A 21,400-nucleotide genomic window follows, 5' to 3' on the forward strand; every position below is an offset into this window, starting at 1 on the left:
ATTTTGCCCTAGCGGTCCCTTTGGGCGAAAGTCGAAGCGCCGGGAGAAGGATCGAGGCTATTCCCGCAGTCTTTTGCCAACGTTCGCTTCGTTGTGTCAGAGGCGAATGAAGAGCGATCGTCGTTTGCGAAGCATCTTTGCGAGCGAGCGCCTGTGTCGCAACGCTAAAGTCGGCGGCGGATTTGTTGCACCAGAAGCTCCTTGTTGAAGAAAAAGCATGACTTGGAGCGCATTTATGCAACAAAGTTTCGGTAGAACCGCGCCGGTGCTAATGCGGTTTGCGCTCTCGGCGCGCAGCCCGCGAGGTCGGCGATGGCGGAAAGAAGGCTCGACGAGTTTCGTTTGAGGGCGCGTTGCGCTGAGACGGGTGCGCTTCGGGCGATCAAGATCGCGATGGGGAAAAGAGAAGAAGAGGCGGGCACCGAACTTCAGGCGTTGAGCAGAGCGATAGTTGACCTGCTCTACGCGCAAGCGTGCGCGTCGGAGGATGCTGACACCGAGGCCGATACGTATCGCGCCTTTTTCGAGATGTTGCAACGTCGTTGGCACCTCTGTTTCATCACCATCTACCTGCGCGATCAACACGGAAGGTTGTGCGAAAGCGTCACCTACTGCGATGCGCATGCCGCGCGCGACGGCGTGCGGCAGCTCGGCGAGCAGTTGACGCGAGCGGTGGAAGAACAAAAGCGCGAGGTGCAAGCGTGGCGCAAGAGCAGACCAGACGCCGTTAAGAGGCCGCACCACACCGACAGAGGCTCTCCTGCGGGAGCTGAGCTTGCAGGGGGAAAATTCGATCTTTTGCTCGAACGATCAGCTCTGAGCGCTGCCGTCGCCGTGCCCATCCACGCACACGGCGAACTGATCGGCGCACTGGTTGCTGGCGCGGAAGCGGAAGAGCATCTTGACCAAGCTTTGTGCGGCATCAGGTTCGTCGCACCCCCGATAGTCATTGCGTTCACCAATGCGCGCCGAAATGCTGCGATGCGCGAACAGCGGCGTCGGATCGAATGCTTGCTCGAAGAGGTGCGGTGCCACAGCGCCGCGCTTGAAGAGGCCAACCGCGAACTGCAGCGCGTCGCGCGGTATCGGGCGCTCTTTCTGGCACGCATGTCGCATGAGTTACGCACGCCGCTGACGGCCATTCTTGGCTTTGCCGAAATATTGCTCGAACAAGAAAACCTTAGCCAAACGCAGCGTCGTTTCTGTCAACGGATTCAGGATGCCGGTTTGCAGTTGCAGGCGAGCCTCGAGCAGTTGGTCGATCTGTCGCGGCTGGAAGCGGGCTTGACTGATCTGTTTTTGCACGAATTCTCTTTGCGCGAACTGATTCACGATTGTTGCCGCGCCGTTGCCTCGCAAGCTCAGCGGCGCGGCGTTCGCCTCAGTTCTTTCGTCGCGCCTGAAGTCGGGGCCATCGTTTCGGACGAAAGCAAACTGCGTCATGTGGTCAGCAACTTCCTCGGTCATGCCATCGGTCGCACGCCAGCCGGAGCGAGCGTCTCCATTCAAGCCGACAGGCGCGCCGATTGCGACCGCTTCCGCATCACGATCCGCGATCAGGGCGCACCCATCGAAGACCTCTCGCTCGCCTTCGACTTCAGCGAATTGGGCAACGATGACGCGCTCAACATCAATGCCTTGGGCGTGATCATCGCGCAGCGACTGGTGACTGTTCTGGGCGGCGTAGTGCGCGCCGCCCACCACGCGGATGGTGGGTTGGAAGTGGAACTGGACTTCCCGGAGCGTCCGGCCTGACCCCATCCCCTTGGACAAAAATTAAGTCGCGCATCTGCCGAAGCGCTGTGTTATGATGCACGGCGCGGAAGTGCACCGTTCGACGAAGCATCTTCCGCCCTTGCCCTTGATCGCAACATTTGCAAGTCTGTCACAAGACGAACGGAAGCGATGAGCGTCGAAGAAAAAAGCATCCAACGCACCAGAAACGCCAAGCGCGGCGCAAACCAGCCAACACTTTTAGAGCAATTTGCCGCAGCGCTGTCGAACGGCGACCTGACGGTTGGTCTCAAGATCGGCGCCGTCGGCGACGGTTTACGCCCGAGCGAAAAACGCGCCCTTTTCGAGCTGATCGCGCTTGCGCGCCAGATACGTCGCACGGTGGTTGGATTACAGCAGGCTGCTGAATCAATCGAGACGGTGGCGGCGCGCGTGCTCGAAGGCGGCAGGCAATTAGCCGCTGCCGTCGGCGATGAGGCCGCTTCGGTCGATTCAACCGTCAGTTCCATCACGCAGATCAGCGCTTCCGCCGCTTCGATCGCCGAAGCGGTCAACGCGCTCTCGCATCTAGCGCAGACGACCTCGACTGCAGTGCTGGAAATGGCCGCCTCCATTGATGATGTGTCGGTCAATTCCGATGCGCTCGCTTCGTTCGTCGAAGAGACGGCTTCATCCATCGAGGAGATGGCGGCCTCGGTGCGCAACGTGGCAACCGCCACCGAATCGCTCGCACAGACCACGGACGAAGCCGAACGATCCGTACGCGCCATTGATGATTCGACCCAGCGCGTTGATCAAGCGGCGAGTGAGGCTGCCGCGTTGGCCGAGGAAGTACAGCGCTCCGCCGAGCAAGGATCGGCGGTTGTCATTGAGACGGCGGAGTCGATGCGCACAACGCGCCGGAGCGTGGAGGAGACGGCGGAGACGATCGCCGCGCTCGGTTCGGCTTCCGAGCGCATCGGCGCGATCACGCGCGTCATCGACGAAATCGCCGACCGAACCAATCTGCTTGCGCTGAACGCGCGCATTCTGGCGGCGCAGGCCGGACCGCAAGGGCGTGGCTTTGCCGTCGTCGCCGAGGAGATCAAAGAGCTTTCCGAGCGCACGGCGCGTTCCACTGGCGAGATCAGCGAACTGATCAAAAGCGTGCGCGAATCGGTGGCGGTCGCAATGGCCAAAGCCGATGCCAACCGGCAATTGGCCGAACAAGGATTACTGCTAGCCGAGCGTGCCGCGCGGTCGCTCGATGAGATCAGCCGTCTGACGGCTGCCTCGGCCAAGGCCATCCGGCAGATCGCCGAAGCGGCCACGACGCAGGCCAGCGAATCAAGACAAGTGACCGAACTAGTGGCCAAAGTCCGGCGGCGCGCTCAAGAGATCGAACGCGCCACTTCCGAGCAAGCTGCCACGGCGCAACAGATCGGGCAACGTGCCACACAGATGGCGTTGCTCACCGGGCAGGTCCGGCGCGCGATGCAGGAGCAAGCCGATGGTTCGAAGCATGTCGCGCAGGCAATGGAACGTTTGACCGAACTGATCGCGCAGATCGGACGCGCCGCCGAAGAGCAACATCGCGGGACGGAGGAGATCTTGCGCGCCATGGAAGTGATTCACGAAGCGGTTCGGCGCAATCAGGCCTCGATCATTCAGGTCAACTACACATCGAGCCTGCTCGGTTACGAGGCTAATTCGCTGCGCGAGACCATCGGCGATTTTCGCATGCCAGTGCCGTGTCGCGGCGGTCACTTGCGTATCGGCTCGCAGGTCAGCCTGCCTTCGCTCGACGTGCTCGAAGCTTCGACGTTGGCGCGCGCCGACCTGCTCAGTTTGATGTTAGAAGGGTTGGTCGAAACGGGGAAGAACGCTGAAGTTCGCCCGCTGCTGGCCGAGCGCTGGGAGATCTCCGCCGACGGACGAAGTTACAAGTTCTACTTGCGCCGCGGCGTTCGCTTCCACAACGGGCGCGTCATGACGGCACACGATGTGCTCTATTCCATCGGTCGCGTGCTACGCGCGTCGCGCACGGGCGCCTGGGTTTACGCCGGTTTGGTGGGCGCCCCAGAGTACGCGCGCGGCGAGGCCGACGAGATCGAAGGCGTGCGCGTGCTGGATGATTGGACGATCGAGATGCGTTTGAGCGAGCCGTTGGCCTTCTTCTTGCAGATGCTGTGCTTGCGTTTTGCCTCCATCGTCCCGCGCGAGGAGATCGAGGCCGACGGCGGCGCGCGTTTTGCACGCCATCCGATCGGCACAGGACCGTTCAAGCTCATCAGTTACGACGCCGAAGCGCAGCGGGTTGAACTCGAACGGTTCGAGCTGTACTGGAAAGAAGATGTGCCATATGTTGATCGGTTGACCATGCAGTACAACGTCGTCGGCGGCGCGTCGATCAAAGGTTTGCGCGAGGGCGAGTTCGATCTGGCGCGCGAAAGTTCCGCGGAAAGGCTGGGGAAGTTGGCCGAGGATCCGCAGTGGCGATCCTGCATCGTCGCCGGCACGCAACTGCACACGCAGTTCCTCTATTTCGACGCCGATCAACCGCCTTTCAGCGACGCGCGCGTGCGACGGGCGATCGCGCACGCGATCGATCGCGAGAGGTTCGTGCGCGAATGTTACGGTCGAATGGCCGTGCCCGCCGCTGGCCCAATTCCGCCGGGATTGATCGGGCACGATGCGCGTTGGTCCGGCGTGGCCTACGATCCTGAATTGGCGCGTCGTCTGCTCGCCGAAGCCGGTTATCGTTCCGGATTCAAGATCGAGTTGTGGCGCACCATCGCGGAACAGTCGATCAGCGAGAAGGCCGGCGCGTTTCTTTGCGACGCGCTGGCGAACATCGGCATCGAGTGCCGTGTGCAGGTCGCCGAGGTGGGCGAGATCGTCAAGGCGGCGCACGAGGGACGGGTGCAACTGGCTGAGATCAGTTGGTACGCCGATTACGCCGATCCGGACAACTTCACTTACTTTCTCTTCCACTCGGCCAATCGACAATCGAGCGTCGGTCGCATCGCGTGCGTGCCTGAAGTGGACCAGCTTTCGCAGCGGGCGCGTACCGCGGTCAGTTACGCGGAGCGCGTTGAACTCTACTCGCGGTTGCAGCGCTTGATCGCCGAAGAGGCGATGGCCGTCTTCTTAACGCATCGCCGGACGGCGGTGATTCAACAACCATACGTCGAAGGTCTGCAACTGCACTTGGTCGCGCCCGCCGTACGGCCCAAAGAGATCTGGCTGGCGAAGTGACTGGCTGGCGAAGTGACCGTTTCGGCGCGAACGCCATCGAATCCGGGCAGAATGCTGCATGACTTCGATCTTGCTGGGCGGCGCGTGCGTTTGTGGCAGGGGACGGGCGAAAGTTATGAGCACCTCTTGCTGAAGGCGCTCGGTTACGCGATGCTCGTCCCAAGATCCCCTGACCTCGCCATCGAGCGGCCGTTGGGCTTGCGCTACAAACCCGATCTGGTCGCAGTGGATGACTGGGGGCGCATTCTCATCTGGGGCGAATGCGGCGCCGTCGGCAAGCGCAAAATCGGCTGGTTGCTTAAGCACGCCAGCGTTGCGGAGCTGTTCGTCTTCAAGATCGGGGTTGATGTCGCGCAACTGGCGGAAGAACTGCGCGCTGCCGTCGAGGCGAAACATCGTGCGCCGGGGCGACTCGTCATCGTCAACTTCGTCCCCCAAATCGTCGCGCTCACGCGCTCGCGGCGCATCGCGCATGTCGAGCGCAGTTGGTACGCGGAAGTGGTCGTTTGAAGTCGCGCTGATGCGCGGCTGCGATCAACAGCAAGCGCGTTGTTGGCGAACGAAAAGTTCGTTTGCGGAAGCGGCCCGCAAATAGGCTCCAGCGCGAGAACGATTCAACGACCTTCTTCTGATGGTTGGTTAAAAAGGCTTTGAGTTCGAGCGCGTCGGCCAATTCGAGCGTGGCCGTCGAAGCTCGCTCAAAGGCTGAACAAAGAGGAAACTGAACGATTCGATGACTGAAAACGCACGAATCATCATACGCGAATGCACGACCGTCGATGAGTTCGACGGTTGCGTCCGGTTGCAACGCGAAGTCTTCGGCCTTCCCGATCTCGAAGTCTCTCCGCGGCGGCACCTGATCGTTTCGCGGCAGGCGGGCGGCTGGACGCTCGGTGCCTTTGACGACGACCAGTTGATCGGGTTCGTCCATCATTTGGTCGCGCGTCGTGGGGCGGAGATCATCGGCTATTCGCACATGATGGCGGTGCACCGCGCTTTCCAGAACCGCGGCATCGGCGCGCAGCTCAAGTGGGCGCAACGCGCGCGGGCGCTGGCCGAAGGCGTGCGCTTCATTAAGTGGACTTGGGATCCACTGCAAGCGCGCAACGCTCATTTCAACATCAACCGTTTGGGCGTCGTCGTCCGTTGCTATGCGGTGAACTTCTACGGAACGGATTACAATATGCCCGAAGGGGGCAGACTTGATAGCGACCGGCTTTTTGCTGAATGGGAGCTGGAGTCGGCGCGCGTCGAACGCGCACGACGCGGCGAACGAACGACGCCCGAAGCCGAACCGGTAGCCGAGATTGCGATTCCAAATGACTGGAGCGCGTTGATTCGCTGCGACGTCGAGCGCGCAAGAGGTGAACAACGGCGCGTGCGCGCGGCGTTTGCGGACGCGTTCGAGCGAGGGTTGATCTGTGCCGGCTTCGTGCGCGATGCGGAGCGCCCGCGCTACCTGCTCTATCGTGCGGACGATGTCGCGCGGTTGCAGTGACGCTTGTGGCAAGAGGCATGGCTGATGAGCTTCACGCGGTTTGATCGTTACGTCGAGCGCAACGCGCAAAGTTTCATCGAAAGGCTGCGGGCGCTGTGTCGCATGCCTTCGGTGGCGGCGCATGGGACGGGGATGCGCAACGTCGCCGACACGGTCGAGCAGATGATGCAGCGCGCCGGCGGTGGCACGCGCCTGTTTCGCTTGGGCAGCGGTTATCCGATCATCTACGCTGAGTTCGGCGCCGGCGCACATTGCTTTCTCGTCTATGGTCACTACGACGTGCAGCCCATCGGGTCGCTCACCGAATGGACCTCCGGCCCGTTTGCCGCGCAAATCATCGGCGACAAACTCTACGCGCGAGGCGCGGCCAACAGCAAAGGCGATCTGGTCGCGCGCTTGGCTGCCATCGAGGCTTATCAGAAGAGCTTCGGCAAACTCCCGTTCTGTTTGCGCTACATCGTCGAGGGGGAAGATGCGCTCGGCAGTCCGAGCCTCTACCAATTTGCCGCGGAGCACACTGAATTGCTGCGCGCACACGGCGCGATCTGGGATGATGGCTACATCGATGCCAACGGACGCTTGGTCATCAGCTTAGGTTTCAAAGGCATCGCTTTCGTCGAACTTCGAGCGCATGGCGCGCGCACCGACATACATTCGAAATGGGGCGGCATCGTGCCGAATCCGGCTTGGCGTTTGGTCCACGCTTTGGCGACGTTGCTTTCGCCCGAAGGCGAAATCACCGTTGATGGTTATATGAGTCACGTCGCGCCGCTCGACGAGGAGGACCTGCGGTTGCTCGCTTCGGTGGAACTGGATGAGGAAGGACTCAAGCGGGAGTTTCGCATCGCGAATTGGGCGCGTGGCCTCGCCGGACCGGAACTGGTTCGCGAACTCGTCTTCGGCCCGACCTGCACAATCTGCGGTCTGCAGACCGGACACGCCGAGACTGGTCCGCGCACAGCTTTGCCGGGCACCGCAGTGGCGCGCGTCGATTTCCGGCTCGTCCCGAACCTCACGCCCGAACTGGCGATCAGCTTGCTGCGCGAACATCTGGATCGGCGCGGATTCGACGACATCGAGATCACGGTGCTTGCGCGCGCGCCCGTCGCAAAGTCTTCGGCGCGCAGCGTAGTGGCGCGCGCAGCTGTAGAGTCGGTTACCGAGGTTTACGGTCGCGACCCGGTGATCTATCCGCTTGATCCGGCAAGCGGTCCAGTCGGCGCGCTGTGCGGCGCGGTGCAACCGCCGACGCCGGTCGTCTCTTTCGGCATTGGATACGAAGGTTCCAACCCGCACGGCCCGGACGAGAACATCCGGCTGGAGGATTTCATCCGCGGCATCAAGTACTTCGGTCGCGTCATTCATCAACTCGGGCGCTTAGCGCAAGAGGCAAGCGCCGAAAAAGAGACTGAGACCGCGCTCAAGCTGCAACGCAACCGCGCATTATCCGTGAAAGGAGCAAACCATGAAGATTAGCGACATGTTACTCCCTGAATTCGAGCAAGAGATCGAGGGCACGCGCCGCTTGCTGGAGCGCCTTCCGGACGATAAGTTCGATTGGCGTCCACATGCCAAGTCGATGTCTTTGGGCGAGCTGGCGACGCACATCGCCAACATACCGAGTTGGGCGTCGGTGATCCTCACCAGCGACGCGTTCGACATGATCGGCCCCGACGGGCAGCCGATTCGCCTTGCGCAGCGGGCCGGTTCGCGTCACGAGGTCCTGCAATTGTTCGAGCGAAACGCCGATGAAGCGCGGCGGGCGATCGCGGCGACGAGCGACGAAGAGTTCGCCAAAGAGTGGTCATTGCTCTCTGGCGGGCAGAAGATTTTTGGGATGGCCCGCTATGCGGTGTTGCGGCGCATGGTCTTCAATCACCTGGTCCACCATCGCGCGCAATTAGGCGTCTACTCTCGGTTGAATGACGTGGCTGTGCCAGCAATCTACGGGCCATCGGCGGATGAGTCCTGACCTCTTCTATTCATCACCGACTTTGCAAAAAGCCCGAACGATCATGACGCAAAAAGATTTGTTCGAGATCGAGGAGAAGATCGCGCGCTTGCGCGAGCAGATTCGTCGTTATGATGAAAGCTATTACGTCCGCGATGATCCCGAGGTGTCGGATGCCGAGTACGATGCTCTGCGCGAAGAGCTGCGCGCGCTCGAGGCGGCTCGTCCGGATTTAATCACGCCCGACAGCCCGACGCAACGAGTCAGCGGAAGGCCGGTCGAATCTTTCCCGGAGGTCGTCCATCGCCGTCCGCTGTTGTCGCTCGACAACAGTTACAACATCGAGGAGTTGCGCGCTTTCGATGAACGGTGTCGGCGTTTGTCTGGTTGGTCAACGATCGATTACGTCGCCGAGTTGAAGATCGACGGACTGTCACTGGCGCTCCGTTACGCGCGCGGGCTTCTCGTCTGCGGGGCGACGCGCGGCGACGGCGTGCGCGGCGAAGATGTCACGCCGAACGTGCGGACGATTCGCTCGATCCCGCTTCGCCTAAACGACGGTTGGGAGGAATTGGGCGAGGAGATCGAGGTCCGCGGCGAAGCCTACATGCCGCGACGCGCTTTTGAAAAGCTCAACGACGAGCGCGACCACGCGGGCCTGCCGCGCTTTGCCAATCCGCGCAATGCCGCAGCGGGCACGATTCGCCAGTTGGACCCACGCATCGTCGCTGCCCGTCGCTTGGAATTCTTCGCTTACGACGTCTTGGTAAACGGAAGCAAACCTTTCGCTACGCATTGGGCCGCGCTCGATTGGTTGGGGCGGGCTGGATTTTGCGTCACCGAACGCGCCCTGTGCGCTTCTGTTGCTGAAGCGGTTTCATTTTGTCAAATGTGGGAGACGCGCCGCGATACGCTCGGTTACGAGATCGACGGCGTCGTCGTCAAAGTCAACTCCGTCGCGTTGCAAGAAGAGTTGGGCACGACGGCGAAGGCGCCGCGCTGGGCCGTCGCCTACAAATTCCCCGCACGGCAAGCGACCACGCGAATCGAACAGATCGTCGTTCAGGTCGGGCGTACGGGAGCGTTGACGCCTGTTGCCGTGTTGCAGCCCGTGCCGCTTGCCGGCACTACCGTCTCGCGCGCGACGTTGCACAACGAGGACGAGATCCGACGGCTCGACGTGCGCATCGGCGATTGGGTCCTCGTCGAAAAGAGCGGCGAGATCATCCCGAAAGTGGTCAAAGTCATCACGACGCGTCGCACGGGCGAAGAGCGCCCGTTCGTCATGCCAACGACGTGCCCGGTTTGCGGCGGCCACGTTTCGCGTCCCGAAGGCGAGGCGGTGGCGCGGTGCATCGCCGCCGATTGTCCGGCGCAGCTCAAAGCCAGATTGCTTCACTTCGCCTCGCGTCGCGCCATGCGCATCGAAGGTTTGGGCGATGCCGTGGCCGAACAATTGGTCCAGCGCCGCATGGTGCGTGACGTTGCGGATCTTTACGGCTTGCAACTGGAGAAACTGGCCGCTCTTGATCGCTTGGGCGAAAGATCGGCGGCCAAGCTATTGGCGCAGATCGAAGCGAGCAAAGAGCGCGATCTGGCGTGTTTGGTCTTCGCCCTTGGCATTCGTCACGTCGGCGAGCGGACGGCGAAGGTTCTGGCGCAACGCTTCGGCTCGCTTGCCGGTCTTGCCCGCGCTGGTTTGGAAGAACTCGATGCGCTCCCCGATATCGGGAAAGCGGTGGCAAAGAGCGTGCGCGATTGGTTCGCTGACGAAAGGAATCGCGCGTTGTGCGAAAAGCTTCGTCTGGCAGGTGTGCGCACGGAAACTGGTGCTGCTCCCGCAACCGGCGTTCGTGATGCGAGGTTCGCCGGAAAGCAGTTCGTTTTGACCGGCAAACTCGCATCCATGACGCGCGACGAAGCGCGCGCGCTGATCGAAGCGCGCGGCGGGCGCGTCTCTTCGGGCGTCAGTCGGAAGACCGACCTCGTCATCGCTGGCGAAGATGCTGGATCAAAGCTCGACCGCGCGCGCGAGTTGAACGTGAGCGTCATCGACGAAGCGGAATTCAGGAGAATGCTCGATCTGGAAGCGTAAGGTCGGGGATCAACGATCGTGTGGCGAGCGATGCTCAAGTTGAAAAAGTGAAGCCAGCATCGGCGGAAAATCTTTCGTCGAACGGCCGCCATTTCGAGAAAGCCCCGCCATTGCCGCGGGAGATCTCCGCATCATTGTCGCTTGCGCAACGCTGATCTTCACTGTGCCTCGTGTTGGGCGCGTGCCATCTCGGGCGATTCCGGCTAAAATGCCGAGAAGCATCGGCGGGCGTTCGGCAACAGCGCTGAAGGTGATGTTGCTCTCAAACGGGCGAACCGCAGATTCGTTGGAAACGGAGAAGAGCGTGCCTCGAAAAAGAGATGAAAAGCTGGAGTTGGTCTATACGATCCTGTGCGATGATGTGCGCCTAGAGGTCGGCAACAAACTTTCGCTGATGGGTGTTTTTCAGAACATCATGGTGCAGCAACTGCCCGTCTCGCTCATCAAATTCGCCGTGGTCAACCACTGGCGCGGCGAGGGGGTCTATCTTTCGGAGGTGCGTATCCTTTCGCCTGACCGTCAGCATCCGATCGTCGTCTCGCAACCGACGAGGTTTGAGATCGCGCCCGGCGGCTTTGCCGACAACATCAGCTTCTTTGTCAATGTGACTTTCCCGGTGGCTGGGCGCTACTGGGTGCAGACCTTGGTTGATTCGATGCTCTTCGACGAGCAACCGCTGGTGGTCACAGACGCGCGCGCCTTTGAATCGACCTCCAACGCGGTGAATTGAAGCGCCCACCGCTGCGACGAGCCGGTTTGCAACTCGACGCGACCGGAAAAGCAAAAGGTGACGGAGTTGATTAGGCGCCGCGCAGATGTGATTCAAACGCCTTTTTAAGTTCGCTTTCTTGTCAAAGACGACCGACAGCAGGCCATTTCTAAAGAGCGGCGAATGCAAAGAGGCGAAGCCTTTTTGCCGACTTCGCCTCTTTGAACCCCAAACGAAAACTTGGTGCGGATGAGAGGATTTGAACCTCCACGACGTTGCCGTCACCGGCTCCTGAGGCCGGCGCGTCTACCAGTTCCGCCACATCCGCACTGCACCTAGAATTCTAGGTGCCTGTACCGGGTGTGTCAAGCGTGGCTTTGGCAACCGAAGATGTCGCCGCTCCCACAATAATCCTCGCGCGCTTGTGGGACTAGCGACCGAAGACGCCGCCGAGGATGTCGCCGATCTTCTCGTAGCGGCGGCGTGGGCTGCGGTCGCGGTAGCCATCTTCGTACCCGCGGCGGAAGCCTTCGCGAAAGCTCCGCCGATAGCGGTCTATATCGCCATACTCGCTGCGGTAGCCGATGGTCGCTTCCCGGTAAACGCCGCTGTCGCGGTAGTTGGCGCGTCGCCCGCTCAAGCGATCTTCGCGTCCGAGACGGTACCCTTCCCGATAGCCGACGGATTCGGCATAACGGCGGATTTCACGTCGGTCGTCAACGCCGTCGCGGTCGCGGTCATGGCGTTTGCGCCCGCGTTCCCGACGATCATCCTCATCGTCGTAATCATCTCTATCACCTCTTTTGTCACGGCGCGGACCGCGCCCGTCCCATCTTCCGTCGCGCGCATCATGGCCGTTGATGAACTTTCCGGACTTCTTCTCGCGTATGCGCGCTGGTGGTCCGCTCTGGGCCAGCGACGTGGCAGGCACGGCGAGCGCGGTGGCGAAAAGAAGCAAGGCGAAAAAGCTCAGTCGTCTGTTCATGGTTCCCCCCTCAAAAGCTTCGATTTTACTTTGCTGGCGTGTTCGCCCACTGGAACAAGAGGCGCGAACCGCATCGTTTGCCCTGATTGCGCTGACAATCTGCGTGCCGTCGATCATGGGATCCGCGCGCCCGTGAAAAATCAAACACTTGCGCGACGCGTCGGACCAACCGTGCACGAAAAAAGGATGCGTCTCAACGATTTGGTATGCATCGCGCGACTCTTGATGTTCCGCCTTGCACAGAATGCGAGGGATACGCTCCGATGATTTGGTACGCCTTGCGGCGCAGTCTTCACCTCAAATCCGATTAGCCGGTTCAAGGTCGGTATTTTGAATATCGCCGATGTGATCAACTTCAAACTCCATCTGTTGGTGCAAAGGGGTCGGTCTTCGTGAAACCTCGCAGCGCGTGAACGCGGTCATCTCCGAACTCGATCGGTTGATTCAAGATCGGCCATTTGGTTTCGATTCGTTCTCTGCGTCGCATATGGCTTCGGAACCGTTTTCGGCCATCGGTTCAAGATCCGTAATTGTTTTAATTTAACCTTTAGTTCAGGCGCGGCGTCTACGCCGATCGGCGGACTTTTGGCGCGCCGTGCGCGCCCGTTTCCGAACCGAAACGCGCCTGCGTTCGGTTGCAGTGCTTTGCGTTCGGTTGCTATAGTCATTTGCGTGGAAGCTTGCGTTGCGGTTGAGCAATTGCGCGCGCGCGTGGAGGCGATCCGAACGCGCATTGCACGCGCTTGCGAGCGCGTCGGACGTGATCCGTCGGAAGTCTTGTTGATCGCTGTCGGCAAGACTTTTCCGGTGGAGGCATTGCGGCGAGCGATTGCGGCGGGCGTCGAACACCTAGGCGAAAATCGCGTGCAAGAGGCGGAGACGAAGATCCGCGAGATCGGCCACGAGGGCGTCAAGTGGCATTTGATCGGTCACCTGCAATCGAACAAAGCGCGACGTGCCGTGCGTTTGTTCGACTACATTCACTCGCTCGACTCAGCGGAATTAGTCGAAAGGCTCGAACGTTTGTGTCGTGAAGAAGGTCGGCGCGAACTGCCCGTACTGGTCCAATTGAACCTCGCTGGCGAAGAGACTAAGTCTGGAGCTAGCGAAGCGGAACTGTCGCGCATCATACAGGCGTTGAGTCGTTGTGAACGAGTGCGCCCGGTGGGATTGATGACGTTGCCGCCGTTTTTCGCCGACGCGCAGCAAGCGCGCCCGTACTTTCGACGTTTGCGCCAACTGCGCGACCGTCTTCGCGCCGACGGGCTGTTCGGCGACGGGCGCGGCGAACTCTCCATGGGCATGAGCCATGATTTCGAGGTAGCAATCGAAGAGGGGGCGACCATGGTGCGCGTCGGAACGGCGATCTTCGGCGCGCGCCTAAGCGAATGAGAGGCTGAATCATGTTCGTCATCGAAGCGTTGTTTTTGCTTGTCAACTACGGGGTGGTGGCGGCGATCGTGGTCGTCATCGCGTTGATGCTCGCGCGGCTCGTGCTCAACTATGCCGATCCGAATCCGTTCAGCCGCCCGGTGATCTGGTTGCGCAGCGTGACCGATCCGCTGGTCGCGCCGGTGCGGCGCGCGCTGCTTGGCTTCGGCCTCGGGCCGAACGTCGCGCCGCTCATCGTCATCTTGCTCGCCATTCTGCTCGGTTGGCTGGCGTTGCAACTGGCTTCCACCGTTTTGAACACGGCAGCCGGGATTGTCTTCTGTTTGCGACGCGGCGCGCCAGTGGCTCTTGTCGGTTACTTAGTTTACGGTGCGCTCGCGCTCTATTCGCTCCTGATTTTCATTCGCATCATCTTCTCCTGGGGGATGGTCGGTTACTCGAACCGGCTCATGCGCTTTCTCGTCAACGCGACCGAACCCTTGTTGCTGCCTCTGCGACGCATGGTCCCGCCGCTCGGCATGTTTGATATCTCGCCGATCGTCGCTTTCCTGATCATCTGGTTGTTCCAAGCTGCCGTGGCAGGCACCTTGTTGCGCGGATGGCCGCTGAACTTCATCGGTTAGACCCATTTTGCCATTCGTTTTGTGGCAGACGAGATCTATGCGCTCGGGCGTCGGTCTAACAAAGAGGTGGGCATCAAAAACCGGTCGGCAAAGTCACTTCGGATGATCGCTTGGACCGAGAAAGAGGATGCCGTTTGGTTCAACGTGCGCGCCGTGCCGCGCGCTTCGCGCAGCAAAATCGTCGGCGAGTGGAACGGCGCGTTGCGCGTGCAACTCGCCGCTCCGCCCGCAGGCGGCGCGGCCAACGAAGAACTCGTGCGCACGCTTGCAGAGGCACTGCGCGTTGCGCCGCACGCGGTCGAGATCGTGCGCGGCGCCGCCGGACAAAACAAGCGTGTGCGCGTGCGCGGACTCAACGGCGCGGAGTTGGAGCGCCGACTCGCCATCGAACGTAAGACAGCAAATGACAACCGCCATCGTTGACTGTAGCGATCGCCGAAGCGATACGCTCAGTTAAGCGGCGCTCTGCATGGCGAAGACCCTTCGCATGTCGCTCGATGGCATATCGCCGATCTCACCGAGCGCGTTCAGGAAGCCATTCCGTCATCAGCATCGTCGCGATCGTCGCGCACGAACTTGCCGAAGTAGCCGTTCCACGGCGGAATGACGATGGAGACCGCGCCGTAGACTTTGGCTTGGCAAGAAAGACGAATCAGCGGGCGCGGATCATCTGTGTCTATGTAACCGAAGCGCGGCATCATGCGCCGTTCGAGTTTGCTGACTTCGGAAAGCTTCTCGGCACCGCCCAACACGCCGACCCAACACGTGCCGCAAGCAGCCGACCGGCACTGGACCGGAATCGGCCCTTCGCCTTCGACGCAGCGCGGGTCGCGCAAGTGCCACGGCCGTTTATCGAGCGCCGCGCCCCACGCGATCTCTTGTGTGTGGACCAGTTTGAAGCGCGCCTCCGGGTCGTTTTCGTCGAACGTGACGGTCCAGCGCTTGTCTTCCGTGCGCAGAAAGCCGAGCAGCCCTTGCCGGTCGTCGCGCGCCCGCGCGCGCAACACCTCATCCGGCGTCCTCTTGCGCGCTTGCTCGCTCAGCATGATTTTGCCCGGCGCGCGCCGAAACAGTTCGAGCCCGACCTGGCGCACGGTCATGAAGGCGACCGCCGTGATGCCGAGCACGAGAGATTCTTCAACGCGAAGCCTTTGTGCCGCTTCGCGCGCCACTTGGCCGATCTGCTCGGCAAGCGAGCACGGCACCTCTTTGGGCGAGAAACGGTCGGCGAATTCAGTCACGGCGGCTTTCACCGTCGGCCAGAAGCGATGACCGTAGAGGAAACGGTGCGAATCGTCTATTTGGTCGTGCAAGCGGTAGCGCCCTTGAAGTTGCATCTCGCGGGCGAGTCGGTCGGGGTCATCGGCGCGTTCGAGCGCGCGCGCCAGCGAAAGCGGGAAGAAGTGAAACCAGATCTGCGTCGCGTTGCGATCAACCTCGTGCACGCGCGGCAGCAATTGACGCAAAGCATCGGCCCAAACTTGCTCGCTTTGCGCGTGCAAGAAAGAATCGAACGCATGCGCGCTGTTGGAGGCGGTTTGCGACATGTTTGATTGGTTGGTGCTCATCGCTCCTCGGAAATGTCGTTAAGGATTTTCGCCCTCGATCAACACCGAAGTCGATCGCGGAGTGCAGCGACGTTTGCTTGACGGACGCGCTAAGGAGAAATCGAAATCCTGAAGTTTAATCTGTGTCGAGCCAAATGGCAAAGAGGGAAGGTCGTGGCATGTTTGCGTTAGGTGCAGCCGAGTCAATGCCAGAGGCGAGCGGATGGTCTGCTGAGGCGGTAATTTTTTGCAGTGGGCGGGTCGATGCGCTCGGCGGAGAATTAAATGGGCTTAAAAATCAGATAAATTTTTGCCGGTAACTTGCTCCGCAGGTGAAAAATGTAGTATGAGATAGGCTACTCCGAAAGGAGTGCCCCGTTGCAAGTCGAGCGGAAGTAGGATCGAGCAGTTTCGAGCGCTCCCTGCGGGGAGCCCGAACGCGAAGTGTAAAGTGTGGTGTGCGTCGCTTCCGGCGCAGCAAACGAAAGGTGAGGCAATGCCGCAACTATTTCGTCCGAGCGCGAATTCGATCTCGAGGATAAGCATTTTCGGCGCCGTCTTCATCATCGCTTCAGCCATTTTCCTCGTGATCGCATTCCAACGCTCGTCTTACATCACGAAGGCATACGTCGAGGTCGAGCAGCCCGTGCAGTTCAGCCACAAGCACCACGTCGGCGACGACGGCATTGACTGCCGTTATTGCCATACGGCAGTGGAGGTCTCATCGTCGGCTGGCATGCCCTCGACGCAGACGTGCATGAACTGCCACTCGCAGATTTGGGCGGACAGCCCTTATCTTGAGCCAGTTCGTGAAAGTTGGCGCACGGGTCGCCCCATTGAGTGGAATCGCGTGCACGATCTGCCTGATTACGTCTATTTCAACCACAGCATTCACGTCAACAAGGGGATCGGGTGTTCGACCTGTCACGGGCGCGTCGATTTGATGCCGACCGTTTGGCAAGTGGCTTCGCTCCAGATGGAGTGGTGTTTGCAGTGCCACCGTGCGCCGGAGAAATTCGTGCGTCCGCGCGATCAGATCTTCAACATGGAGTGGCAGCCGGGCCCGGACCAGGAGCGACTCGGACGCGAATTGGTCAAGGCCTATGAGATCAAGAGTCCGGCCATCTTGACCAGTTGTTCGACGTGCCATCGTTAAATAGCGGAAGGAATCGTGATCCAATATGGCTAGAGAAGCGACTCCCCAAGAGCTGGTTCAAATTCGTCCGCGCCTTAGTACGCTCCTTCACAAGGCGCAACAAGAGCAAGGACGCCGCTTCTGGCGTTCGCTGGAAGAGCTGTGCGAAACGCCTGAGTTCATCGAGTATCTCCAGCGCGAATTTCCACATGGCGCGTCGGAGTGGCACGACCCCGTCGGGCGGCGGCGATTTCTGAAGTTGATGGGCGCTTCGCTCGCGCTGGCGGGTTTGAGCGGGTGCGTCTATCAACCGCAGGAGAAGATCGTCCCGTACATCCGTCAACCCGAAGAGATCGTTCCCGGAAAGCCGCTCTTCTTCGCCACGGCGATGCCGTTTGCGGGCGAAGCCATTGGATTGCTGGTGCGAAGTAACGAGGGGCGCCCAACCAAGATCGAAGGCAACCCGCAGCATCCCGGCAGCCTTGGCGCGACCGACCTTTGGGCGCAAGCTTCCATCTTGCAGCTTTACGACCCGGATCGTTCGCGCACTTTGCTCTATCTCGGGGACATTTCGTCCTGGTCCGCCTTTTTGGGCGCCGTTCGAACGGCGATGGTCAATCAGGGGGGGAAGCAAGGGGCAGGCTTGCGCCTTTTGACCGAAACGGTCATCTCGCCGACGTTGGCCGATCAGATCAAGGCGCTGCTACAGAAATACCCGGCTGCCAAGTGGCACCAGTATGAACCTGTGACGCGCGACAACGTACGACTGGGCGCGCAGATGGCCTTCGGTCAACCAGTCAACGCCATCTACCGGTTCGATCAAGCGGCGCGCGTCGTTGCGCTCGATGCCGATTTTCTGTTTCGCGGTCCGGGCCACCTGCGCTACGCCCGTGATTTCGCCAACCGACGGCGCGTCGTCGCCGATCAGAAAGACATGAATCGGCTCTACGTAGCTGAGAGCTCGCCGACCGTGACGGGATCCATCGCCGATCACCGTTTGCCAGTTAAACCGAGCGAAATAGAGGCGCTTGCGCGCGCCATCGCCGCTGGCGTTGGTGTCGGCAACGTCGCTGCGCCGACGGGCGAAGCGTTGGCAAAGTACGGCTCGTGGATCGACGCTGTGGTGCGCGATCTGGACCAGCACCGTGGCGCATCCATCGTGGTGGTCGGTGACGAGCAACCGCCGGTGGTACATGCACTGGGGCATGCGATCAATGCTGCGCTCGGCAACGTCGGGCGCACGGTCTTTTATACTGACCCAGTGGAGGCCAATCCGGTCGTTCAAACCGAGAGCTTGCGCGAGTTGGTCGCCGACATGGAAGCCGGGCGCGTTGAGATGCTGGTCATTCTCGGAGGCAATCCCGTTTACACGGCACCGGCTGACATCCCATTTCGCACCGCGCTCGAGCGCGTTCCGCTGCGCATTCACCTCGGCTTGTACCGGGACGAGACGGCGGACTTGTGCCACTGGCACGTACCGGAAGCACACTATCTCGAATCATGGAGCGATGCGCGCGCCTACGATGGCACCGTATCGATCGTTCAGCCGCTGATCGCGCCGCTTTACCAAGGCAAGACGGCGCACGAGATCCTCGCCGTGCTCAACGATCAGCCGGATCGCACCTCCTATGATGTGGTGCGCGAGTACTGGCAGCGACAGGCCGGTGCAGCTGATTTCGAACGGTGGTGGCGGCGCGCGTTGCACGATGGCGTCGTGCCTGATACCGCTTTTACGGCGCGCACGCTCTCTGCGCGCACGGACTTCGCTGCAGCGCCACCGACGAGCACGTCGGCGCAGGGACTCGAAATCGTCTTTCGACCGGACCCATCCATCTACGACGGACGTTTCGCCAATCTCGGTTGGTTGCAAGAACTGCCCAAGCCGCTCACCAAGCTCACGTGGGATAACGTCATCTACTTGAGTCCGCGCACTGCGGAAAGGCTTGGGTTAGATCGCGTCGTCGGCAGCCGCGGCGGCGAAGTTTGGTCCGAAATCGTCGAGCTGCGGTTCGAGGGGCGCACTGTGCGCGGTCCGGCATATCTTGTGCCGGGGCATCCGGATGATTGCGTGACCGTCTTCATGGGGTATGGGCGCGAGCGGGCCGGGCGCGTCGGCAACAAGATCGGCTACAACGCTTCTGCCATCAGAACCACAGGGGCGATGTGGGCAGGCGCTGGGGCCGAGTTGCGGCGCACGGGCGAAGCGTACCAGCTTGCCTCGACGCAGCTTCACTTCTTGATGGAAGGACGCGATCTAGTGCGTGCGACCATCCTTGAAGAGTACATGCGGAATCCCGAGGTCGTTCACGAGCGCGGGCACGAGCCGCCGGAAGATCTGTCGCTCTATCCGCAGTACCAGTACGACGGTTACCGCTGGGCGATGGCGATCGATGTGAGCGCGTGCATCGGGTGCAACGCCTGCGTCGTCGCTTGCCAAGCCGAAAACAACATCCCGGTGGTCGGCAAAGAGCAGGTCGCGCGCAGCCGCGAGATGCATTGGTTGCGGGTCGACACCTATTACGAAGGGGATCCGGAGAATCCGACCGCGTATTTTCAACCGATCCCCTGTCAGCAATGCGAAAAAGCGCCCTGCGAAGTGGTCTGCCCGGTCAACGCCACGGTGCACAGCGCCGAGGGTTTGAACGACATGGTCTACAACCGCTGCGTCGGCACGCGCTACTGTTCCAACAACTGTCCGTACAAGGTCCGGCGTTTCAACTACCTGCTCTATCAGGATTGGGAGACGCCGACCTATAAGATGATGCGCAACCCGGAGGTGACCATCCGCTCGCGCGGCGTGATGGAGAAATGCACCTACTGCGTCCAACGCATTCAAGCGGCCAAGATCGAAGCGGAGAAAGATGGGCGGCGCGTGCGCGACGGTGAAGTTTTGACCGCGTGCCAAGCTGTCTGTCCAACCGAAGCGATCGTCTTCGGCGATCTCAATGATCCGAACAGCCGTGTGGCCAAATTGAAGGCCGAAAAGCGCAACTTCTCGTTGCTCGGTGAACTCAACACGCGCCCGCGCACCAGCTATCTGGCAGCGCTGCGCAATCCCAACCCGGAGTTGAAGGGAGCATAAGAGCATGAGCACCATCACGCCAGAACGCCAACAGACGTTGACCGGCGCGGATTATCCGGTGATCGCGCCGGGACATAACTTCATCACTGTCACGGAGAAGATCGCCAACATCGTTCTGGCGCGGCGCACGCCCTTTGGTTGGCTCGTCGGCGCCGCGATCACCTTCATGATGGTGATGATGCTGCTCTACACCATCGGGTATCTGGTGCTGACGGGCGTCGGGATCTGGGGCAACAACATTCCCGTCGCGTGGGCCTTTGACATCATCAACTTCGTCTGGTGGATCGGCATCGGGCACGCCGGAACGTTGATTTCGGCCATTTTATTGCTCTTTCGGCAAGACTGGCGCACCTCGATCAACCGCGCAGCCGAAGCGATGACGCTCTTTGCCGTCGCGTGCGCTGGCCTCTTCCCGTTGTTGCACGTCGGGCGTCCGTGGCTCGCTTACTGGCTCTTCCCCTACCCGAACACGATGGGCATGTGGCCGCAGTTTCGCAGCCCGCTGATGTGGGACGTGTTTGCCGTCTCGACTTACGGCACCGTTTCGCTCCTGTTCTGGTACACGGGGTTGATCCCGGATCTAGCGACCATGCGCGATCAAGCGCGCCATCCGCTGGTCAAGAAGATCTATGGTGTGCTGGCCATGGGATGGCGCGGTTCGGCGCGCCACTGGCACCGCTACGAGACCGTTTATCTGATCTTGGCCGGTCTTTCGACGCCGCTCGTCCTTTCGGTGCACACCATCGTGAGTTTCGACTTCGCCGTGTCGCTCATTCCCGGTTGGCACACGACGATCTTCCCGCCTTACTTCGTCGCTGGCGCCATTTACTCGGGATTCGCCATGGTGTTGACGCTGCTGATTCCGATTCGCAAGTTCTACGGTTTGGAAGATCTGATCACATTGCGTCATATGCACCAGATGGCCAAGGTCATGCTGGCGACAGGCTTGATCGTCGCTTATGGTTACTTGATGGAGGCTTTTATCGGTTGGTACGCGAGCGGGTACGAGTGGTTCATGATGCGCAACCGTGCGCTCGGCCCCTACGCTTGGGCTTATTGGATGCTGATCCTATGTAACATCGTCATCCCGCAGCTTCTTTGGTCCAAGCGGATACGCGAAAACATGATCTTGCTCTTTCTCATCTCGATCGTGGTCAATACGGGGATGTGGCTGGAGCGCTTCGTGATCATCGTGACGAGCCTTTACCGCGACTTCTTGCCATCGTCGTGGGGCATGTACGCGCCGCGGCTGTGGGATTTCACGATGTTCTTCGGGACGATCGGTTTCTTCCTCTTCTTGATGTTCATCTTCATCCGACTGCTCCCGATGATCTCGATCTTCGAGGTGCGGACGTTGTTGCCGCAAGCGAAAGTGCGGACTGAACCCGAAGGAGCGACGGCACACGACTGAG

16 protein-coding genes and 1 tRNA gene are annotated in these 21,400 nt (G+C 60.6%); 14 read left to right on the forward strand and 3 right to left on the reverse strand.

The genetic code is table 11. The annotated features are described in order from the left end of the window. Positions 1–312: 312 nt before the first annotated feature. From C4334_RS06710 to C4334_RS06745, 8 genes are all read left to right on the forward strand, one after another. Complete coding sequence (locus C4334_RS06710) at positions 313–1,755, forward strand: sensor histidine kinase (RefSeq protein WP_352431316.1); 1,443 nt, start codon at positions 313–315, stop codon at positions 1,753–1,755. A 150-nt stretch (positions 1,756–1,905) separates the two neighbouring features. Continuing rightward, the gene (locus tag C4334_RS06715; protein WP_352431317.1) at positions 1,906–4,971 is read left to right on the forward strand and encodes an ABC transporter substrate-binding protein; all 3,066 of its coding nucleotides are present in this window, start codon (positions 1,906–1,908) and stop codon (positions 4,969–4,971) included. Positions 4,972–5,022: 51 nt separating this feature from the next. Then, positions 5,023–5,481, forward strand: a complete 459-nt coding sequence (locus tag C4334_RS06720; protein ID WP_352431318.1) for a hypothetical protein — start codon at positions 5,023–5,025, stop codon at positions 5,479–5,481. 223 nt (positions 5,482–5,704) lie between these two features. Beyond that, entirely contained in the window at positions 5,705–6,469 is a 765-nt protein-coding gene (locus tag C4334_RS06725; RefSeq protein ID WP_352431319.1) for a GNAT family N-acetyltransferase, read from the forward strand. Between the two features lie 24 nt (positions 6,470–6,493). Further along, the gene (locus tag C4334_RS06730; RefSeq protein ID WP_352431320.1) at positions 6,494–7,945 is read left to right on the forward strand and encodes a M20/M25/M40 family metallo-hydrolase; all 1,452 of its coding nucleotides are present in this window, start codon (positions 6,494–6,496) and stop codon (positions 7,943–7,945) included. Next, entirely contained in the window at positions 7,935–8,441 is a 507-nt protein-coding gene (locus tag C4334_RS06735) for a DinB family protein (RefSeq protein WP_352431321.1), read from the forward strand. Before C4334_RS06730 ends, C4334_RS06735 begins: the two co-directional genes overlap by 11 nt. A gap of 43 nt (positions 8,442–8,484) precedes the next feature. After that, positions 8,485–10,515, forward strand: a complete 2,031-nt coding sequence (gene ligA, locus C4334_RS06740) for an NAD-dependent DNA ligase LigA (RefSeq protein WP_352431322.1) — start codon at positions 8,485–8,487, stop codon at positions 10,513–10,515. A 304-nt stretch (positions 10,516–10,819) separates the two neighbouring features. Then, positions 10,820–11,245 carry a DUF6941 family protein gene (locus C4334_RS06745; RefSeq protein ID WP_352431323.1) on the forward strand — a complete coding sequence of 142 codons (426 nt, stop codon included), beginning with the start codon at positions 10,820–10,822 and terminating at the stop codon, positions 11,243–11,245. Between the two features lie 220 nt (positions 11,246–11,465). Here C4334_RS06745 and C4334_RS06750 read toward each other — a convergent pair. Continuing rightward, positions 11,466–11,552: transfer RNA gene (locus C4334_RS06750), tRNA-Leu, on the reverse strand. Positions 11,553–11,654: 102 nt separating this feature from the next. Continuing rightward, the gene (locus C4334_RS06755) at positions 11,655–12,209 is read right to left on the reverse strand and encodes a hypothetical protein (protein ID WP_352431324.1); all 555 of its coding nucleotides are present in this window, start codon (positions 12,207–12,209) and stop codon (positions 11,655–11,657) included. Positions 12,210–12,881: 672 nt separating this feature from the next. Here C4334_RS06755 and C4334_RS06760 point away from each other — a divergent pair. The 3 genes from C4334_RS06760 to C4334_RS06770 all read left to right on the forward strand — a co-directional run bounded on the left by C4334_RS06760 (position 12,882) and on the right by C4334_RS06770 (position 14,647). Next, on the forward strand, positions 12,882–13,601 hold the full coding sequence (locus tag C4334_RS06760) for a YggS family pyridoxal phosphate-dependent enzyme (RefSeq protein WP_352431325.1): 720 nt from the start codon (positions 12,882–12,884) through the stop codon (positions 13,599–13,601). Between the two features lie 11 nt (positions 13,602–13,612). Next, the gene (locus C4334_RS06765) at positions 13,613–14,224 is read left to right on the forward strand and encodes a YggT family protein (RefSeq protein WP_352431326.1); all 612 of its coding nucleotides are present in this window, start codon (positions 13,613–13,615) and stop codon (positions 14,222–14,224) included. Between the two features lie 102 nt (positions 14,225–14,326). Next, positions 14,327–14,647 carry a DUF167 domain-containing protein gene (locus C4334_RS06770; RefSeq protein WP_352431327.1) on the forward strand — a complete coding sequence of 107 codons (321 nt, stop codon included), beginning with the start codon at positions 14,327–14,329 and terminating at the stop codon, positions 14,645–14,647. Between the two features lie 104 nt (positions 14,648–14,751). On the opposite strand, the gene C4334_RS06775 is transcribed toward C4334_RS06770, so the two are convergent. Continuing rightward, positions 14,752–15,792, reverse strand: a complete 1,041-nt coding sequence (locus tag C4334_RS06775) for a 2Fe-2S iron-sulfur cluster-binding protein (RefSeq protein ID WP_352431328.1) — start codon at positions 15,790–15,792, stop codon at positions 14,752–14,754. Between the two features lie 475 nt (positions 15,793–16,267). Here C4334_RS06775 and C4334_RS06780 point away from each other — a divergent pair, with 475 nt between their 5' ends. From C4334_RS06780 to nrfD, 3 genes are read left to right on the forward strand one after another with little or no spacing between them, the layout of a single operon-like run. Then, complete coding sequence (locus tag C4334_RS06780; RefSeq protein ID WP_352431329.1) at positions 16,268–16,927, forward strand: cytochrome c3 family protein; 660 nt, start codon at positions 16,268–16,270, stop codon at positions 16,925–16,927. A 25-nt stretch (positions 16,928–16,952) separates the two neighbouring features. Continuing rightward, the gene (locus C4334_RS06785) at positions 16,953–19,988 is read left to right on the forward strand and encodes a TAT-variant-translocated molybdopterin oxidoreductase (RefSeq protein ID WP_352431330.1); all 3,036 of its coding nucleotides are present in this window, start codon (positions 16,953–16,955) and stop codon (positions 19,986–19,988) included. Between the two features lie 4 nt (positions 19,989–19,992). Then, the gene (nrfD, locus tag C4334_RS06790) at positions 19,993–21,399 is read left to right on the forward strand and encodes an NrfD/PsrC family molybdoenzyme membrane anchor subunit (RefSeq protein WP_352431331.1); all 1,407 of its coding nucleotides are present in this window, start codon (positions 19,993–19,995) and stop codon (positions 21,397–21,399) included. Position 21,400 lies beyond the last annotated feature (1 nt).

The sequence above is a fragment of the Pyrinomonas sp. genome (genome assembly GCF_040289685.1).
Taxonomy (GTDB): Bacteria; Acidobacteriota; Blastocatellia; order Pyrinomonadales; family Pyrinomonadaceae; genus Pyrinomonas.

What these genes read in the sequence shown, in the direction of transcription:
- ligA (WP_352431322.1), top strand. Translation starts at nt 8,485, where the DNA reads ATGACGCAAAAAGATTTGTTCGAGATCGAGGAGAAGATCGCGCGCTTG.
- C4334_RS06715 (WP_352431317.1), top strand. Translation starts at nt 1,906, where the DNA reads ATGAGCGTCGAAGAAAAAAGCATCCAACGCACCAGAAACGCCAAGCGC.
- C4334_RS06735 (WP_352431321.1), top strand. Translation starts at nt 7,935, where the DNA reads ATGAAGATTAGCGACATGTTACTCCCTGAATTCGAGCAAGAGATCGAG.
- C4334_RS06710 (WP_352431316.1), top strand. Translation starts at nt 313, where the DNA reads ATGGCGGAAAGAAGGCTCGACGAGTTTCGTTTGAGGGCGCGTTGCGCT.
- C4334_RS06785 (WP_352431330.1), top strand. Translation starts at nt 16,953, where the DNA reads ATGGCTAGAGAAGCGACTCCCCAAGAGCTGGTTCAAATTCGTCCGCGC.
- C4334_RS06720 (WP_352431318.1), top strand. Translation starts at nt 5,023, where the DNA reads ATGCTGCATGACTTCGATCTTGCTGGGCGGCGCGTGCGTTTGTGGCAG.
- C4334_RS06770 (WP_352431327.1), top strand. Translation starts at nt 14,327, where the DNA reads ATGATCGCTTGGACCGAGAAAGAGGATGCCGTTTGGTTCAACGTGCGC.
- C4334_RS06775 (WP_352431328.1), bottom strand. Translation starts at nt 15,792, where the DNA reads ATGAGCACCAACCAATCAAACATGTCGCAAACCGCCTCCAACAGCGCG.
- C4334_RS06730 (WP_352431320.1), top strand. Translation starts at nt 6,494, where the DNA reads ATGAGCTTCACGCGGTTTGATCGTTACGTCGAGCGCAACGCGCAAAGT.
- C4334_RS06765 (WP_352431326.1), top strand. Translation starts at nt 13,613, where the DNA reads ATGTTCGTCATCGAAGCGTTGTTTTTGCTTGTCAACTACGGGGTGGTG.
- C4334_RS06780 (WP_352431329.1), top strand. Translation starts at nt 16,268, where the DNA reads ATGCCGCAACTATTTCGTCCGAGCGCGAATTCGATCTCGAGGATAAGC.
- C4334_RS06755 (WP_352431324.1), bottom strand. Translation starts at nt 12,209, where the DNA reads ATGAACAGACGACTGAGCTTTTTCGCCTTGCTTCTTTTCGCCACCGCG.
- C4334_RS06725 (WP_352431319.1), top strand. Translation starts at nt 5,705, where the DNA reads ATGACTGAAAACGCACGAATCATCATACGCGAATGCACGACCGTCGAT.
- nrfD (WP_352431331.1), top strand. Translation starts at nt 19,993, where the DNA reads ATGAGCACCATCACGCCAGAACGCCAACAGACGTTGACCGGCGCGGAT.